This is a genomic window from Vreelandella xerophytica (genome assembly GCF_968048975.1).
Genome location: NZ_OZ309106.1, coordinates 1,621,083 through 1,637,360 on the forward strand (window position 1 = coordinate 1,621,083; position 16,278 = coordinate 1,637,360).

14 protein-coding genes are annotated in these 16,278 nt (G+C 60.9%); 5 read left to right on the top strand and 9 right to left on the bottom strand.

Translation table 11 applies throughout. The features are described 5' to 3' along the window. Positions 1-54: 54 nt before the first annotated feature. The 4 genes from ppc to ACWF8S_RS07705 all read left to right on the top strand — a co-directional run bounded on the left by ppc (position 55) and on the right by ACWF8S_RS07705 (position 4,771). A complete protein-coding gene (gene ppc / locus ACWF8S_RS07690; RefSeq protein ID WP_447556269.1) occupies positions 55-2,703 on the top strand; it encodes a phosphoenolpyruvate carboxylase in 2,649 nt (882 codons plus the stop codon). A gap of 10 nt (positions 2,704-2,713) precedes the next feature. Next, on the top strand, positions 2,714-3,259 hold the full coding sequence (locus tag ACWF8S_RS07695) for a DUF924 family protein (RefSeq protein WP_447556270.1): 546 nt from the start codon (positions 2,714-2,716) through the stop codon (positions 3,257-3,259). Between the two features lie 26 nt (positions 3,260-3,285). Continuing rightward, positions 3,286-4,308, top strand: coding sequence for a 23S rRNA pseudouridine(2604) synthase RluF (gene rluF / locus ACWF8S_RS07700; RefSeq protein WP_447556271.1), 1,023 nt, complete (start codon positions 3,286-3,288; stop codon positions 4,306-4,308). Positions 4,309-4,465: 157 nt separating this feature from the next. Next, positions 4,466-4,771, top strand: coding sequence for a hypothetical protein (locus ACWF8S_RS07705; RefSeq protein ID WP_447556272.1), 306 nt, complete (start codon positions 4,466-4,468; stop codon positions 4,769-4,771). Positions 4,772-4,869: 98 nt separating this feature from the next. Here ACWF8S_RS07705 and ACWF8S_RS07710 read toward each other — a convergent pair whose 3' ends face one another. Genes ACWF8S_RS07710 through ACWF8S_RS07720 form a run of 3 tightly spaced genes read right to left on the bottom strand, consistent with a single transcriptional unit; the run spans position 4,870 to position 7,252 of the window. Beyond that, positions 4,870-5,529 (bottom strand): anthranilate synthase component II, encoded by a 660-nt coding sequence (locus tag ACWF8S_RS07710; protein ID WP_447556273.1) that lies wholly within the window; start codon positions 5,527-5,529, stop codon positions 4,870-4,872. Beyond that, the gene (locus tag ACWF8S_RS07715) at positions 5,526-6,920 is read right to left on the bottom strand and encodes an anthranilate synthase component I family protein (RefSeq protein ID WP_447556274.1); all 1,395 of its coding nucleotides are present in this window, start codon (positions 6,918-6,920) and stop codon (positions 5,526-5,528) included. Before ACWF8S_RS07715 ends, ACWF8S_RS07710 begins: the two co-directional genes overlap by 4 nt. Then, complete coding sequence (locus ACWF8S_RS07720) at positions 6,917-7,252, bottom strand: Trp family transcriptional regulator (RefSeq protein WP_447556275.1); 336 nt, start codon at positions 7,250-7,252, stop codon at positions 6,917-6,919. The genes ACWF8S_RS07715 and ACWF8S_RS07720 overlap by 4 nt, the downstream gene beginning before the upstream one ends. A gap of 121 nt (positions 7,253-7,373) precedes the next feature. Between ACWF8S_RS07720 and ACWF8S_RS07725 the strand changes: the two genes are divergently transcribed. Continuing rightward, positions 7,374-9,269 (top strand): monovalent cation:proton antiporter-2 (CPA2) family protein, encoded by a 1,896-nt coding sequence (locus ACWF8S_RS07725; RefSeq protein ID WP_447556276.1) that lies wholly within the window; start codon positions 7,374-7,376, stop codon positions 9,267-9,269. On the opposite strand, the gene ACWF8S_RS07730 is transcribed toward ACWF8S_RS07725, so the two are convergent. From ACWF8S_RS07730 to ACWF8S_RS07755, 6 genes are read right to left on the bottom strand one after another with little or no spacing between them, the layout of a single operon-like run. Next, a complete protein-coding gene (locus ACWF8S_RS07730; RefSeq protein ID WP_447556277.1) occupies positions 9,266-9,853 on the bottom strand; it encodes a hypothetical protein in 588 nt (195 codons plus the stop codon). The genes ACWF8S_RS07725 and ACWF8S_RS07730 overlap by 4 nt on opposite strands. Before the next feature lie 37 nt (positions 9,854-9,890). After that, positions 9,891-10,712, bottom strand: a complete 822-nt coding sequence (locus tag ACWF8S_RS07735) for a class I SAM-dependent methyltransferase (protein WP_447556278.1) — start codon at positions 10,710-10,712, stop codon at positions 9,891-9,893. Then, complete coding sequence (locus tag ACWF8S_RS07740) at positions 10,709-12,418, bottom strand: AMP-binding protein (protein ID WP_447556279.1); 1,710 nt, start codon at positions 12,416-12,418, stop codon at positions 10,709-10,711. Before ACWF8S_RS07740 ends, ACWF8S_RS07735 begins: the two co-directional genes overlap by 4 nt. A gap of 51 nt (positions 12,419-12,469) precedes the next feature. After that, positions 12,470-13,384: a hydroxymethylglutaryl-CoA lyase gene (locus ACWF8S_RS07745; protein WP_447556280.1), complete on the bottom strand. Its 915-nt coding sequence runs from the start codon at positions 13,382-13,384 to the stop codon at positions 12,470-12,472. 34 nt (positions 13,385-13,418) lie between these two features. Then, positions 13,419-15,452, bottom strand: a complete 2,034-nt coding sequence (locus ACWF8S_RS07750) for an acetyl/propionyl/methylcrotonyl-CoA carboxylase subunit alpha (protein WP_447556281.1) — start codon at positions 15,450-15,452, stop codon at positions 13,419-13,421. A gap of 15 nt (positions 15,453-15,467) precedes the next feature. Further along, positions 15,468-16,271 (bottom strand): enoyl-CoA hydratase-related protein, encoded by an 804-nt coding sequence (locus ACWF8S_RS07755; RefSeq protein WP_447556282.1) that lies wholly within the window; start codon positions 16,269-16,271, stop codon positions 15,468-15,470. Positions 16,272-16,278 lie beyond the last annotated feature (7 nt).

The window sequence follows — 16,278 nt, forward strand, 5'->3', positions numbered from 1 at the left end:
GCAGACGAGCACTGACAGACAGCACTGTAAAAAAAGCACAAGGAGGTCAGGTTAATGAGTCACGATCTACACGAATCACTGCGCGAGAACGTGCGTATTCTGGGCGACAGCCTGGGCCGAACCATTGCCGACGATCTCGGGCAGGGGTTTGTCGATAAAATCGAGACCATCCGTGCCCATGCCAAGCAGGGCCGCCAGGGTGATACCCTTCAGCAGCGCGCATTGATCGAGTATCTGCGCGAGCTTCCGGAAAGTGACCTTTTGCCCGTTACCCGGGCGTTCAACCAGTTTCTGAACCTGGCCAACATTGCCGAGCAGCATTACCGGGCACGTTTTCGGCGGGTGGAAGACTACAAGCCCGGCATGCAGCCGGTGCTGGGCGAGCTGCTGGAACGCGCCCGCAAGGCCGGCAATTCGCCGCGCTCGCTGGTGGAAACCCTGGCCACCATGCGTGTGGAGCTGGTGCTGACGGCTCACCCGACGGAAGTCATTCGCCGCACCCTGATTCAAAAGTATGACGCCATCGATGAATGCCTGACTGCCATCGAGAGCTCCGACGACTACCCGGAGCGGGGCGAGCGTGCCCGCGGACGTCTGAACGAGCTGATCAGCCAGGCCTGGCATACCGACGAAATCCGCCACGAGCGGCCCACGCCGGTGGACGAAGCCAAGTGGGGCTTCGCGGTGATCGAGAACTCCCTGTGGCAGGCGGTGCCGGATTTTCACCGTGACCTGGATAATCTGTTGCTGGAGACCGCCGGCGAGCGTCTGCCGCTGGACGCCGCGCCCATTCGCTACGCCTCCTGGATGGGCGGCGACCGTGACGGCAATCCCAACGTGACGGCCCGTGTCACCCGGGAGGTGCTGCTGCTGGGGCGCTGGATGGCGGCGGATCTCTATCTGCGCGATCTGGAACAGCTGAAGACCGAGCTTTCCATGTGGAAGGCCAACAGTGCCCTGAAAGCCGAGGTAGGCGAGGTAGCCGAGCCTTACCGAGAGCTCTTGAAACGTCTTCTGGCCAAGGTGGAAGCGACCCGCGACTGGGCGAAGGCCGAGCTTGACGGGCGTAACTTCGACGGCGGCGCCATCATCGAAACCCGTGATCAACTCTATGCACCGCTACTGGCCTGCTACCGTTCGCTTTGCGATGTGGGGCTCGACACCATCGCCAACGGTGCGTTGCTGGATACCCTGCGCCGGGTGGCGGTCTTTGGCGTCACGCTGACCAAGCTGGACCTTCGCCAGGAAGCCAGCCGTCATGCTCAGTTGATGGAAGAGCTGACCGACGAACTGGGCCTTGGCCACTACCAGCAGTGGGACGAGGAAAAACGCCAGGCGTTCCTGCTGGAGGAGCTTGCCTCCAGCCGCCCGCTCATTCCCCGTCGCTGGGAGTGCTCGGCGGAGTCGCGCGAGGTGATCGACACCTTCAAGGTGATCGCCCAGGAGCACGCCGAGGCATTAGGCACCTATATCATCTCCATGGCCGCCGAGCCGTCGGATGTATTGACCGTCGCACTTCTGATGAAAGAGATCGGCGGCCAGGTAACGCTACCTATTGCGCCACTTTTCGAGACGCTCAACGACCTGGACCACGCCGGACGCGTGGTCGACCGGCTGCTGGCGCTGCCGGGCTATCGGGCGCTGATCAAGGACCGTCAGGAAGTGATGATCGGCTACTCGGATTCCGCCAAGGATGCCGGCCAGCTGGCTGCCGCCTGGGCACAGTACCGCGCTCAGGAGTCGCTGGTGGACGTATGCCAACACCACGGCGTGGATCTGACGCTGTTTCACGGCCGCGGGGGCACCGTGGGCCGTGGGGGCGGCCCGGCCCACGCGGCGATTCTCTCCCAGCCGCCGGGCTCGGTAAATGGAAGCCTTCGGGTAACCGAGCAAGGCGAAATGATTCGCTTCAAGTTCGGCCAGCCCGATATCGCCCTGCGCTCCATGGAGATCTACGCCTGTGCGGTGCTGGAGGCCACGCTCTTGCCGCCCCCCGCACCGCAAGCGCGCTGGCGCGAGGAGATGGATCAACTGGCAAGCGTGGCTCACGCCGGGTATGTCGGTGTAGTGCGCGAAGACCCGGATTTCGTGCCGTATTTTCGCGCGGTCACCCCGGAAGGCGCACTCGGGCGCCTGCCGCTGGGGTCACGCCCCACCAAGCGCCGTCAGGATGGCGGGGTGGAAACCCTGCGCGCGATCCCTTGGATCTTCGCCTGGACGCAGATTCGTTTGATGCTGCCGGCCTGGCTGGGCAGCGGTGAGGCCTTCTCCAGTCGTCTGGCCCAGCCCGGCGGACGGGAAGTACTGCAGGAGATGCGCCGCCAATGGCCGTTTTTCGGCACCTACCTGGACATGCTGGAGATGCTGCTGGCCAAGGCGGACGTGGCCATTGCCGCCTACTACGAACACCGGCTGGTGGACGAGCCCGCGCTCAAGGCATTGGGCAAGAAACTCAGAGCGCGCTTCGAGCGTCTCGAAACCGCCGTGCTGGATATCGCAGACCAGAAAGAACTTCTGGAAAATACCCCGCTGATCCGTCAGGCGATCGATGTGCGAAACCCCTACATCGACCCGCTGCATGGCCTGCAGGCCGAGCTCTTGCAGCGTAACCGCGACGCCGACGGAGCGATCAGCGCTGACCTGTCGCGTGCGTTGATGGTCACCATGGCGGGTATCGCCGCCGGGCTCAGAAACACCGGTTAGAGAGGTAGCGATGACAGTGAATGCCCACGATGTGCTGGCGTTCTGGTTCGACGAGCTGACGCCGGCCCAGTGGTTCAGGAAGGACGCCCGGCTCGATCGTGCTATCGACGAGCGCTTTGGCACGCTGCACGCCAAGGCGCTTGCCTGCGAATGTTACCCTTGGCGCGAAACGCCCCAGGGGCGACTGGCGGAAATCATCGTGCTCGATCAGTTTTCGCGCAACATCCATCGTGGCCTGCCAGGGGCCTTTGCCGCCGACTCGCTGGCATTGGGCCTGGCCCAGGAGGCGGTGCGAGTAGGCGCCGATCAGACTCTGGGCCGCGCGCAGAAGGCCTTTCTCTACATGCCCTACATGCACAGTGAATCCGCCTTGATCCACGAGCAGGCCGAGCAGCTTTTCAACCAGCCCGGGCTTGAAAGAAACTTCGAGGTCGAGCTCAAGCACAAGGTGATTATCGAGCGCTTCGGCCGCTACCCGCACCGCAACGACGCGCTGGGGCGAATCTCTACCGATGAGGAGCGTCGCTTTCTCAAAGAACCCGGCTCCTCGTTTTAATCCTTCACACGCAAGCCAGGCGTTTTATGTCGCTTAGAAAATCTACTCGAATCAATAAATACATCAGCGAAAGCGGGCTATGCTCGCGCCGCGAGGCCGACCGCTACGTGGAGCAGGGCAACGTGTGGATCAACGGCCGCCGCGCGGGTACTGGCGATCAGGTGGTGCCCGGGGATCTGGTCAAGGTAAATGGCCAGGAGATCGAGCCCCAGGAAGAAGAGGATCTCGTGCTCATTGCGCTGAACAAGCCGGTGGGGATCGTAAGCACCACCGAATCCAGCGAAAAGGACAATATCGTCGATTTCGTCAAGCACGGCGTGCGTATTTTTCCCATCGGTCGGCTGGACAAGGATTCCCAGGGGCTGATCTTTCTGACCAACAACGGGGACCTGGTCAACAAGGTACTGCGGGCCGACAACAACCACGAAAAAGAGTACCGGGTGACGGTGAACAAGCCGCTCACCGACGAATTCATCGAGGGCATGCAACAAGGCGTGCCCATTCTGGGTCAGGTCACCAAAAAGTGCCGGGTGGAGAAGGTCTCCACCTTCGTATTCACTATTACGCTGGTACAGGGGTTGAACCGACAGATCCGACGCATGTGCGAGTACTTCGGGTTCGAGGTGACCGAGCTTGTGCGCACGCGGATCATGAACGTTTCGCTCAAGGGGCTGGCGCTGGGTGACTGGCGCGATCTGACCCCGAAGGAGATCGAACGCATCGTCGCACTGACCCAGGGCTCGGCCGCCGCCGCGCCCCCCAGCTCCGCCAAGCCCAAGACGAAACCGGCCGCACAGAAAGGAGCAAGAGCGTCCAGGGGCAAACCCGGTACACAGCCCAAGGGGACGGGTAAAGCTGCCTCGGGCAAGGCGCGGCCCAGCGTGAAAGGCAAGCCTGGCGGGGCCGGCAAGGCGCCCTTGAAAGCGAAGCCGAAAGCATCGGGCAAATCTGCCGCGCAGGACAAGCGTGCCGGCAAACCTTCCAGCAAGGGACGCCCTGGGGCTAGACCGGTGCGCGGCAAGCCTGCGCGTTCCAAGGGCAAGCGCTAAGCCCTTAGAGCCTGGTTGGCGCGTCGCTTTTTACATGATAGTTAATTTCCATTAACAATCAGAATGTTGCACTGAGATAAAGTTGTGGAAAGACGTGGCTAATCCAGAAGAGAGTGACTAATGTAATAAGACCTTGATAGCAACGGAGGGTCTTTCAATGGTGAAGAGCGAACTTCAGGATGCCACGATCTATACCCAGGATGGGGACGTTTTCGGTACGGTGTCCGACGCAAGCGCTGAAACCAAGGTCGAAGTGTTGAAGTCTGACGAGAGCCGCGTCTGGATCGAAAGGCATCACCTGAGACAACAGCAGGATCGGTGGGTCTTGAAAGAGAACTATTCGGTTTATTCGGCCGACGAACTCCACATGACCGAAAGTGAGGTCGATGAAACGGTAGAGGATACGTTTCCCGCCAGCGACCCGCCCTCGTTTACGCCCGAGGACAAGGACGAAGGTCGTTAAGTCGCCTTGCGCATATTCATGAACTGACACATATCCAGGATATCGTGCCGAGCGCCGCTTTCAAGGGCGCTCGGCTTTTTTACGTCGGCTCAGCTTATTCAGTCGAGCAGGAAATTGGCAATCAGCTCTCTGCCGCCTTCGGTGGCGAAGGATTCCGGGTGAAACTGGATACCGTGAATCGGGTAGTCGCGGTGCTTGACGCCCATCAGCTCAAACTCTCCTGCCGTCTGCCAGCGCTCGCGTTCGGCAAAGCTGTCCGCGCTTAGCGCACCCACCGTGGCAGTCACTTCCAGGCATTCCGGCAGCGAGGCCGCATCCGCAATCAGCGAGTGATAGCGCATCACTTCAAGCTGATCCGGCACCCCCTTGAATACCGAGTCGCCGTTGTGATTGATCGGGCTGATCTTGCCATGCATGGGCAGCGGTGCCTTGATCACCTGGCCGCCGAAGACATGCACGATACCCTGCATGCCCAGGCATACCCCCAGAAGCGGCGTCGTAGGCCCCAGCTTTTCGATGACATCAGAACAGACGCCAAAATAGCGAGGATCATCCGGCGAGCCGGGGCCTGGCGAAATGATGATCCGATCCGCCTTCAACGCCTTGATCGCCTCGAAATCGATCTGGTCGTTGCGCTTGACCACCACCTCGAAGTGGGAGAGGGCACCCCGGTTTTTTTCCAGGCTCAGGATCTCACCAATGAACTGATACAGGTTATAGGTGAAGGAGTCGTAGTTATCGATGATCAGCACCTTCATGCGGGGCTCTCCGTATCCATAAAGGGGGCCAGGGCCTTGCGTGTACCGGCGAACTTGCGACGAATTTCCTCGTACTCGTCCTCGGCGTTGGAGTCGTACACGTTGCCGCCACAGGTCTGGACGTACGCGCGCTCACCATTGACGAACACGGTGCGAATGGGAATGGCGAAGGTGCAGTCACCGTTGAACGAGAACTGGCCTACCGCGCCGCCGTAAGGCCCGCGCCCGTCGGTTTCCAGATCATCGATGATCTTCATTGCCTCGATCTTCGGCGCGCCGGTGAGGGTGCCGGCGGGAAAGTTGCTGGCCAGTGCCGTGAACATGTCCTCGTTGGGGTCGATGATGCCGACGATCTCGCTGGAGATATGCTGCACGTGGCTGAAACGCTTGATATCCATGAGGCTTCGTACCTTGACCGTGCCAAACCGCGCCACGCGACCAATATCGTTGCGGTGAAGATCCACGATCATGTTGTGCTCGGCGATCTCCTTGGGGTCGTTCAAGAGTCTGCGTGCAAGCTGGGTGTCCTCCTGTTCGGTTTTACCGCGCAGGGTGGTGCCTGCCAGCGGAAAGGTCTCCATCTCGCCCTGGCGCAAGCGAAAGAGCAGCTCCGGGCTTGCCCCGATCAGGCGCTGCTCGCCGAACTTCACGTAATACATCTGCGGCGAGGGGTTGATGCGCCGGAGCTCACCGTAAAGTGCCAGGGTGTCGCCCTCGATGCGAAAGCGTTTTTTGAACCCCACTTCGCACTGAAATATCTTGCCGTCGATGATGTCCTGCTTCACCTTGGTGACCGCTCGGGCGTGCTCTTGCTGGCTCATGGTGTCGCCCAGCGCGGTAATCTTCAAGGCGCCGGGCGTTACTACATCGGCCTCGATCAGGTCCTGAAGAAACTCGAAGCGGCTGTTATCGAAATAGAAGTAGGTGACCTCGCCGGTCATCTTGTCGAGAATCAGCCCATCCTTGTAAAGACCGAAGCGGAAGGTGTCGAAGTCCTCACTGGCCTTCAGGGTCAGCGAGGGCTCGAAATACTGCATGGCGTCGTACCCCAGGTAGCCGCAAAGGCCACCGGCGTACTTGCGAGAGATGATGTTCTGCGGCATCAGCGAGCGTAAAAGCGCATAGGGATTGTCGCTTGCATAGGTGTTCTTCTCGCCGTCCCGGTGCTCGATGGCAAGCGTTTGTCCATTGGCGTAGATCTGATACTCCGGGTCGAAGCCGATAATCGAATGGCGCGCCATGTGGCTGTCTTCACCTAGAGATTCCAGCATGTAGCAGTTATCGAAAGCGCGCTCGATTTTCTGGAAAAGCGCGAAGAAATCGCAGTCGGCAGCCAGCGTGACGTAGTGAGGCTTGCGTGGCAGCGTGAAAGGGGCAGGGCCGGCACTCATGGAAGTTCCTTGTGCGAAGCGGTAGGGGGAAGAAACGCTCTGGCGCCGCGGGACACCGTGGCGATACCCACGCCCAGGGCCTCGGCAATCTTGCGATGCGGCACGCCCTCGCTCAAGAGCTTAAAAATTTGCAGTCGTTTACTGATTTCTTGATACTCTGAAGGCGTTAGCAGGCTATCTAATGCGCTGTCCATTGCCTCGGCAGAATCGACGCCGAGCAGATGGCGTACCAGCTGCGCCTTGTAATCATCTTCCGGCGGTGCTTCGAAAGCGTTGACAGACGTCTGTCCAGATGCTTTTTCGGGTAGTTGTTCGGATGCTTTTTCAATCATTTTGCCAGGCACTATTCAACGCCTCTTCAGGTATGTACTAGCGTACTAGTACATATTTTTCGCCGTTCTTTGTCAAGGCATTCTTATAGTTACAGGACGTTAAACCGCGTCGAGGGAGTCAATGACCCACTACTTCATTCAAGCCTTCATCTATCTACTGGCCGCGGTGATTGCCGTGCCGCTGGCCAAGCGTTTCGGGCTCGGCTCGGTACTGGGCTATCTCGTGGCCGGCGTGATCATCGGCCCGTTTCTGGGGCTGGTGGGGCAGGAAACCGATACCATCCAGCATTTCGCCGAGTTCGGCGTGGTGATGATGCTGTTTCTGGTCGGTATGGAGCTTGACCCCAAGAGCCTCTGGGCCATGCGGGTACGTTTACTGGGCCTGGGCGGGCTGCAGGTGATGCTCACGGCCTCGATGGGCGCGCTTATCGGCTGGGCGCTGAACGAAGCGTGGCAGACATCGCTCGCGCTGGGGCTGATATTTGCGCTTTCCTCTACGGCGATCGTGTTGCAAACCCTCAATGAGAAAGGGCTTGCCAAGACCGAGGGCGGGCGCAGTGCGTTCTCCATTCTGCTTTTTCAGGATATGGCGGTCATTCCCATTCTGGCATTGATACCGCTGCTGGCCATGTCCGGTATCGATTCCGCTGGCGGGCAGGCAAGCCACGATAGTTTCGATCTCGTCTCGAGCCTGCCGGGCTGGGCCCATGCGCTGGTGGTGATCGGCGCCATCGGTCTGGTCATCGGTGCAGGCTATTTTCTGGGGCCGCTGCTCTTTCGTTATGTGGTGCGCTCGGGGCTTCGCGAGATTTTTACCGCCAGCGCCCTGATGGTGGTAATCGGTATTGCCGCCCTGATGGGGCTTGTCAATCTATCACCTGCGCTGGGGGCGTTTCTGGCCGGCGTCGTGCTGGCCAACAGCGAGTTCAAGCACGAGCTCGAAGCCAATATCGAGCCGTTCAAGGGCTTGCTGCTCGGGCTTTTCTTCATCACCGTGGGGGCGGGCATCAATTTCGACGTTCTGGTCGATGAGTGGCTTTCCATCATGCTCCTGGGGCTTGGCGTGATGGTCGTGAAAGCGTTGGTGCTGATCGGCCTGGCGTGGGCTTTCAATATTCGTGCCAGCAACGGCTGGCTGATGACGCTGAGCCTGGCCCAGGCCGGGGAATTCGGCTTCGTACTGCTGACCTACAGCCGGCAAAACAGCGTCATCGGCCAGGAACTCGCCGAGCTTCTTTCCCTGGTCGTGGCGTTCACCATGTTCTTGACGCCGCTCTTGTTCATCGTCTTCGACAAGGTGGTGGTGCCTCGCTACCGGGGAGACCGACAACAGCCCCGAGACGCCGACGAGTTCGATGAGCAGTCGCCGGTCATCGTGGCCGGAACCGGTCGTTTTGGACAGATCGTCTGCCGATTACTGCGGGCCAACGACGTACCTCTGGTGGCGCTGGATCTGGAGCTTAGCCAGATCGAGAACGCCCGGCGCATTCATATCAAGAGCTTTTTTGGCGATGCCAGCCGTTCCGATCTACTTGATCGGGCGGGTATCGAGAAAGCACGACTTCTGGTCGTGGCAATCGATGATCTCGAGCGGGCGATCCAGATCGTTCGCCACGTCAAGCAATACTACCCCAACGTCTGGGTGCTGGCGCGAGCCTTTGACCGGGGCCATGGATATCGGTTGCGCGAGGCCGGCGCGGATGATGTCATCAGTGAAACCTATCATTCGGCCCTGGAGCTTGGCAGCCATGCGCTCACGGCATTGGGCGTACACCCCATGCGTGCCAAGCAGATGGCCTGGGCCTTTGTACAAAACGAAGATGCCCATGACGACGAGCTTTTCGAGGCCTGGAAAGAGATCGAAGGAAATCAGGGGATAAGTCGACGCTACGGCGAGCTGTTCATGCTGCTGGAAGAGGCGCTGAGTAATGCGATGGACGAACAGGAGGGCGATCCGCAGCAAGCGGATGTTCCGATATGGACCGTGCCGCTGGACGAGCCGGAAACCAGACGCTAGAACGGTAAATGAACCGAGGCGCTGAGCTGGTTCAGGTGGCTGAGCATGGGGTTGTCCACACGCTCGTATTCCAGGCGGCTGACCATGCGCTTGAGGGTCACGGTGGCTCCAAAGCCCTGCAGCATGGCGGTGCCGCCTTCGCTGCCTTCAAGCTCGTTCTCGCCACGCCATTCGGTGAGTCCGGACTTGGCGTATACGCTGAACGCGCCCATGCGAATTCCGGCGACCAGCGCGCCGCCCAGGCTAAGAGTATCCTGGATCAGCGGGGCGACGCTCGAGCTTGTAAAGACCTCTTCGCTTTCGCGGTACGCAATCTCCGCGCCGATATCAAACTGGGGAAAGCGCCAGGGAGTGAAGCCTGCGGTCAGCCGGAACCCGGAGGTATAGCTGTCGATACTGTTGAGGTTGCTGCCTTCGAGCACCACGCCGTTATCCAGCGCCATCATCTCGCTATCCGGGGTGGTGTAGGCCATGGGGAGTAGCTCGGTGCTGACGAAGCTACTGCCATTGGCAAGGCAGACCAAGGGGGCAGAGGTACCCAGAACGCTGCATAGAAGGGTGCTTGCCAAGCGGTTTGCTGGCATTTTTATATCCTTTATAAAAGCCAAGTCCCCACCAAGCCTAGCAACGCGCGCTGATTTCGACCACGTTAATTGCACGATTCGCCAGATTTTCCAGCAAATTTCTGCCCATGCTGGAAAAACGCTCGCCAAACACCCATTCAGGTGAAAGCACCGGCGTGCTGTTCTGTGACTTCTCCTTGTCACTCTGGCGCGCGCGCCACGCCCGGGCGTCATTGCTTAGATCCTCTACGGCGAGCGCATCGAATCCGCAGGTTTCGAGCCTGTCCATAAGCGCCTGCAGGGTCACAAGGTGCGAGTGCGTCTGAGTCGCAGCCCAAGGCACCGGGAAGTGAAGCCCGACCGACGTATCCCCACGAGTGATCTCGTGCATGACCACCTTGCCGCCGGGGCGCAGTACCCGGCGGGTTTCGTCCATTACCGGGGCGAGTTCAGGCATGTTCATCAGGCTATGCTGGAAAACCACTGCATCGAAGGTATCGCTTTCAAAAGGCAGCCGGCGGGCATCGCCGGTCACCACGAAGGCGTTACTTGTCTGGGTGCCAAGTCTGGCAAGGGCGCGATTCAGCGCGTTGAAGCGGTGGGTAATATCCACCCCGATCATGTGAAAGCCCAGGGAAGTTCCCAGGCGCATCAAGCCGCCAAGTCCTGAGCCGATATCCAGTACGCGGGGGTGCTGGGCCGGATTCAGCAGCTTCAAAAGCCGTTGCGAGGCGTTGATTCCCCCGATATGCAGCTGGTCCAGCGGCGCCAGCTGGTAGGGTGTGGCGCCGTCAGGGTAGTGGCGACGGATCTGCTCCAGCACCTGTGTATCGCGAAGACCCTGCTGGTAATGCATGGCAAGCGAAGGCGAGGTGCTCACGACAGCGTCGCTCCATCAAGCCCCAGCTCCTGGGTGGAAATTTCGCGCATCTTGAACTTCTGGATCTTGCCCGTCACCGTCATGGGAAACTCCTCGACGAACTTGAAGTAGCGCGGAATCTTGAAGTGGGTGATCCTGCTCTGGCAGAACTCACGCAGCGCCTCGCCGGTAATCTCCCCGGCATCCGGGGTGAGCCTGACCCAAGCCACCAGCTCTTCGCCGTATTTCTCGTCGGGTACGCCGGTGACCTGAACGTCGGCAATCGCCGGGTGAGTGTAAAGAAACTCCTCGATCTCCTTGGGGTAGACGTTCTCGCCACCGCGAATCACCATGTCCTTGATGCGCCCCACGATCTGCACGTAACCCTCGTCATCCATGGTGGCCAGGTCGCCGGTATGCATCCAGCCGGCGTCGTCTATGACCTCGGAAGTGGCCTTGTCATTGTTCCAGTAGCCCAGCATGACGCTGTAGCCTCGGGTGCAAAGCTCACCGATCGCGCCTCGGGGCAAAATGGTGCCGCTGCCGGGGTCGACGATCTTGCTTTCCAGGTGCGGCTGGGTGCGGCCCACCGTCGAGACCCGCTTTTCGATAGGATCGTCGGCGCCGGTCTGGGTCGAGACCGGGCTGGTCTCGGTCATGCCGTAGGCGATCTGTACGCCTTTCATGTTCATCTTGTGGATGACCTGCTTCATGATCTCGGCAGGACAGATCGAGCCTGCCATCACGCCGGTGCGAAGTGATGACAGATCCATCTGGCCGAACTCCGGGTGGCCCAGCTCGGCGATGAACATGGTGGGCACGCCAAAAAGCGCAGTGGCTCTTTGCTCGTGCACCGCTTTGAGCACCTTGCCAGGGTCGAAGCCTTCATCCGGGTAGATCATCGCAGCGCCATGGGTCACGCAGCCAAGATTGCCCATCACCATGCCAAAGCAGTGATAGAGCGGTACGGGAATGATCAGGCGGTCCTGGCTGGTAAAGCCCATGCTCTCGGCGACGAAAAAACCGTTGTTCAGAATGTTGTGGTGAGAAAGCGTGGCGCCCTTGGGAAAGCCCGTGGTGCCCGAGGTGTACTGAATATTGATCGGATCGTCGAACTGAAGTGCTGCCTGACGCGAGTTCACGTCGTCCTGGTCGACGCGCTCGGCCTCATTCATGAAATCTGCCCAGCGCCACATGCCCGCGTGCTGTACTTCGCTCAAGTTGATGACGCATTGAAGGCTGGAAAGCCGGGAAGACGCGAGCCGGCCCTTTTCGCAGGTTTCAAGCTCCGGGGCCAGATCATAAAGCATGCCGCGATAGTCGGAGTTCTTGAAACGATCGGCACAGATCAGATAGCGCGCGCCGGACTGATTCAGCGCGTACTCGAGCTCGTGGGTGCGGTAGGCGGGGTTGATATTCACCAGAATCGCGCCGATCTTGGCGGTGGCGAACTGGGTCAGCGTCCACTCGGCGCAGTTGGGCGCCCAGATACCCACCCGGTCGCCGCACTGTACTCCCAGAGCCAGAAGCGCTCGGGCGCAGCGGTTCACCGCGTCATGCAGCTCGCGATAGCTTAGATGGATGTCCTGATGCAGCACGATCAGAGCATCGTTGTCTGGATACCGAGCGGCGATCTGATCGAACTTGTCGCCGATGGTCATGCCCAGCAGCGGCTTGTCGGCGGTGCTGCTGGCATAGCTGGGCAGAGGAGGGACGTTGAGTGCCATGGTGTTCTCCGAATCTTGTTGTTGTGCCGTCGGTAAGGTAATCAGCAGTATTTAGATGGCTCGATCAAGGTGTCTTCGGGCCTGGGCGACCTTGGAGCCGGGCGCGCGGCCCAGCTTGCCGGTAATCCAGGTGCCAGTCTCGATCACCGCCTGAAGGTCGACACCCGTCTCGATGCCCAGGCCTTCCAGCAGATAGACCACGTCTTCGGTCGCGACATTTCCCGAAGCGCCCTTGGCATAAGGACAGCCGCCCAGACCTGCGGTGGCCGTGTCGATCACGCTGACGCCTTCTTCGAGCACCGCATACAGGTTGGCAATCGCCATGGCGTAGGTATCGTGAAAGTGGGCGGCCAGCCGGTCCACGGGTATGTACTGACCCACGGCGTCGATCATTCGCCTGGCCGCAAGCGGGGTGCCCACGCCGATGGTGTCGCCCAGGGATATCTCAAAACAGCCCATGTCAAATAAAGCCTTGGCTACCTGAGCGACTCTTCCCGGTGCGATATCCCCCTCGTAGGGGCAGCCCAGCACGCAGGACACATACCCCCGCACGCGCACGCCGGCACCCTGAGCGCGCTCGAGCACCGGCTCGAAGCGCGCAAGGGACTCGGCGATCGAACAGTTGATGTTCTTCTGCGAGAAGGTTTCCGAGGCGGCGCCAAACACAGCCACCTCATCAACCCCCGCCGCCAGGGCATTTTCCAGCCCCTTGAGGTTGGGCGTCAGCGCCGAGTACACCACGCCGGGGGTGCGGGTAATGCCGCGCATGACTTCATCCGCGTCGCCCATTTGCGGCACCCACCTGGGCGAGACGAAACTGGCCGCCTCGATATGAGTAAGCCCGGCCCGGGCCAGACGCTCGATCAGCTCGATCTTGGTGGCGGTGGGCACCATGGCGCCGGGCTCGTTCTGAAGCCCGTCCCGGGGGCCCATTTCCACCAGGCGTACGCGTTTGGGTAGCGCCATGTCGATCTCCTCGTCTTTTCAGGGAAGGCTGTCTTCAAGGTCTGTCTTCAGCGGCAAAATCGAGCAGCACATCGCCCTGGCCGACGCTGTCACCGGCGGTGAAGCGGAAGTGCTCGACCACGCCGTTCGCCGGCGCGCTCAGCGTATGCTCCATCTTCATTGCCTCCATCACCATCAGCGGCATACCTTTTTCGACTGGCGTGCCGGGCTCTACCAGCAGCGCAACCACCGTACCGTGCATGGGTGCGGTAAGGTTGGCGGCCACCTCATGGGCGGCGTGATTCAGCGCGTCCAGACGCTGCCAGCCAAGCCGCGTTTCGCCATCGATACCGGCCAGCACCAGGGTATCGCCCTCCATCTGGGCCTGGTAGCGCTGGCGGTGGCCGTCCAGGGTGATGGCTACCGCATCGCCTGGAAGAGCAGCGAGCGCACCTGAAAATTGCTCGCCCTGAACGCTTAACGTCCAGCCGGTCTGCGGGGCTGTTCGGGTGGCTTCCACCGTCACGGCGTCAGGGTCTTCAAGAGTCGCGGCCAGGGCGATACGCACTTTCTGCGAGGCGTTCAGACGAAAGCCGTCAGCGCGCTCCCAGGGTGAACTCTGTCTTGCGGCTGTCTGGTTCGAGAGCAGGTGCAGCGCCAAGAGGGCGGCGCGGGCGTAGGCCTGGGGCGTAATATCGGGCCGAGCGAAGAGGGCCTCGGCGTGGCGCTCGATGAAGCCGGTATCCAGCGCCTGCGCCTTGAAGGCCGGATGGCTGGCCAAACGCTGCAGAAACGCTCGATTGGTCACCACGCCTTGCACGTCCAGCGCGGCCAACGCTCGGTTGAGAGTGGCCAGAGCGGCCTTGCGATCCGGCCCGTGAACAATCAGCTTGGCGAGCATCGGATCGTAGTACATCGAGACCGTATCCCCGCTTTCCACGCCGCTGTCCAGGCGCACCTGGGCGCTGTCCAGGCCCGCGCCCTCCAGATCCAGCGCAAAGCGGGTGAGGGTGCCGGTAGCGGGCAGGAAATCCTGAGCCGGGTCCTCGGCGTACAGACGCGCCTCGAAGCTATGGCCTGTGAGGGTCAGCTCGTGCTGGGCGCAGGGGAGTGGCTCGCCCATGGCCACGCGCAGCTGCCACTCGACCAGATCCTGGCCGGTGACCATCTCGGTGACCGGGTGCTCCACCTGAAGGCGGGTGTTCATCTCCATGAAGTAGAACGCACCATCGGTGTCGAGCAGAAATTCAACGGTGCCCGCGCCCACGTAGCCGATCTCCTGGGCGGCGCGCACGGCCGCACTCCCCATGGCCTCGCGCAACTGGGCGGTCATGCCTGGCGCGGGGGCTTCTTCCAGCACCTTCTGGTGGCGGCGCTGAATGCTGCAGTCGCGCTCGAAAAGGTACACCCCGTTGCCGTGGTTATCGCAGAACACCTGCACTTCCACATGGCGGGGCTTGACCAGATACTTTTCGATGAGCATGCGGTCATCACCGAAAGAGGCTTTCGACTCGCGTCGGCAGCCCTCGAGTGCGGCCTGGAAGGCGTCTGGGCTCTCGACCACGCGCATACCCTTGCCGCCACCGCCGGCGCTGGCTTTCAGCATCACCGGGTAGCCGATACGGTCGGCCTCTGCGTGTAATCGGTCGTCCTCCTGGTTTTCGCCGTGATAACCCGGCACCAGCGGCACGTTGGCGTTGGCCATGCGCGTCTTGGCCGCGGATTTATCACCCATGGCGGCAATCGCTGTGGCGGGCGGGCCGACGAAGGTAATGCCCGAGCGCTCCAGAGCATCTACAAAGCGGCCGTTTTCGGACAAAAACCCATAGCCGGGATGCACCGCGCCACTGCCGCTTTGCCGGGCAGCCTTTATCACCACATCGATATCCAGGTAGCTTTCCCGGGCGGGAGCTGGGCCTAGCCGAATGGCCTCGTCGGCTTCGCGCACGTGGCGGGCATTCGCGTCGGCGTCGGAGTAGACCGCCACGGTCTTGAGCCCCAGGCGGCGCGCGGTGCGCATGACCCGACAGGCAATCTCGCCCCGGTTGGCCACCAGCAGCGTATCGAACTTATTGGATGTTGTGCTCATGGGCACTCCCGGGCGTTATCGTTGTTCATCGATGGGCTTCCAGGTCGGCGGGCGCTTTTCGAAAAAGCTCGCGAGTCCTTCCTGGCCCTCGTGGCTCACGCGAAGGCTGGCGATCACTTGGCAGGTTTTCTCCCGGGTCGCATCACACTCCGGAGCCTGCTCGACCACCTCCAAAAGCGCTTTCGTCGCGCGCTGCGCCTGAGGCGAGCCCGTCAGCAGTGTCTGGATCATCGCTGTCACGGCCTCATCCAGCGTCTCGGCTTCGGTTACCTGGTGGGCCAGGCCCAGCGCCTGGGCCGTATCGGCATCAATGACCTCGGCGCTCAGCGCGTAACGACGCATTTGTCGGGCGCCGATGGCGCGCTGCACGTAAGGGCTGATCACCGCCGGCGACAGGCCGATCTTGACTTCCGAAAGACAGAAACTGGCCGTGCGTGAGGCGATGACCACATCACAGCAGGCCGCAAGGCCGACCGCGCCGCCAAACGCTGCGCCCTGAACCCGACAGAGGGTGGGGCAGGGAAGCCGATCCAGCCGGTGCATCAGATCAGAAAGCTTGCGTGAGTCCGCAAGGTTATCTTCCCGGCTATAGGCCACCATGCGCTTCATCCAGTGAAGGTCCGCCCCGGCGGAGAAGCTCTTGCCTTCGGAGCAGAGCACCAGAACGCGCACCTCGCCTTGCTCGATGGGTATCAAAAGCGATGTCAGGTGCTCGATCAGCTCACCAATCAGGTGATCGTCAAAGGCGTTATGAACCTCCGGGCGCGCGAGGCGCAGGGTGGCCACGCCGTCATCGATGGTCAGTGTCGAATACGTCATGGCGCTC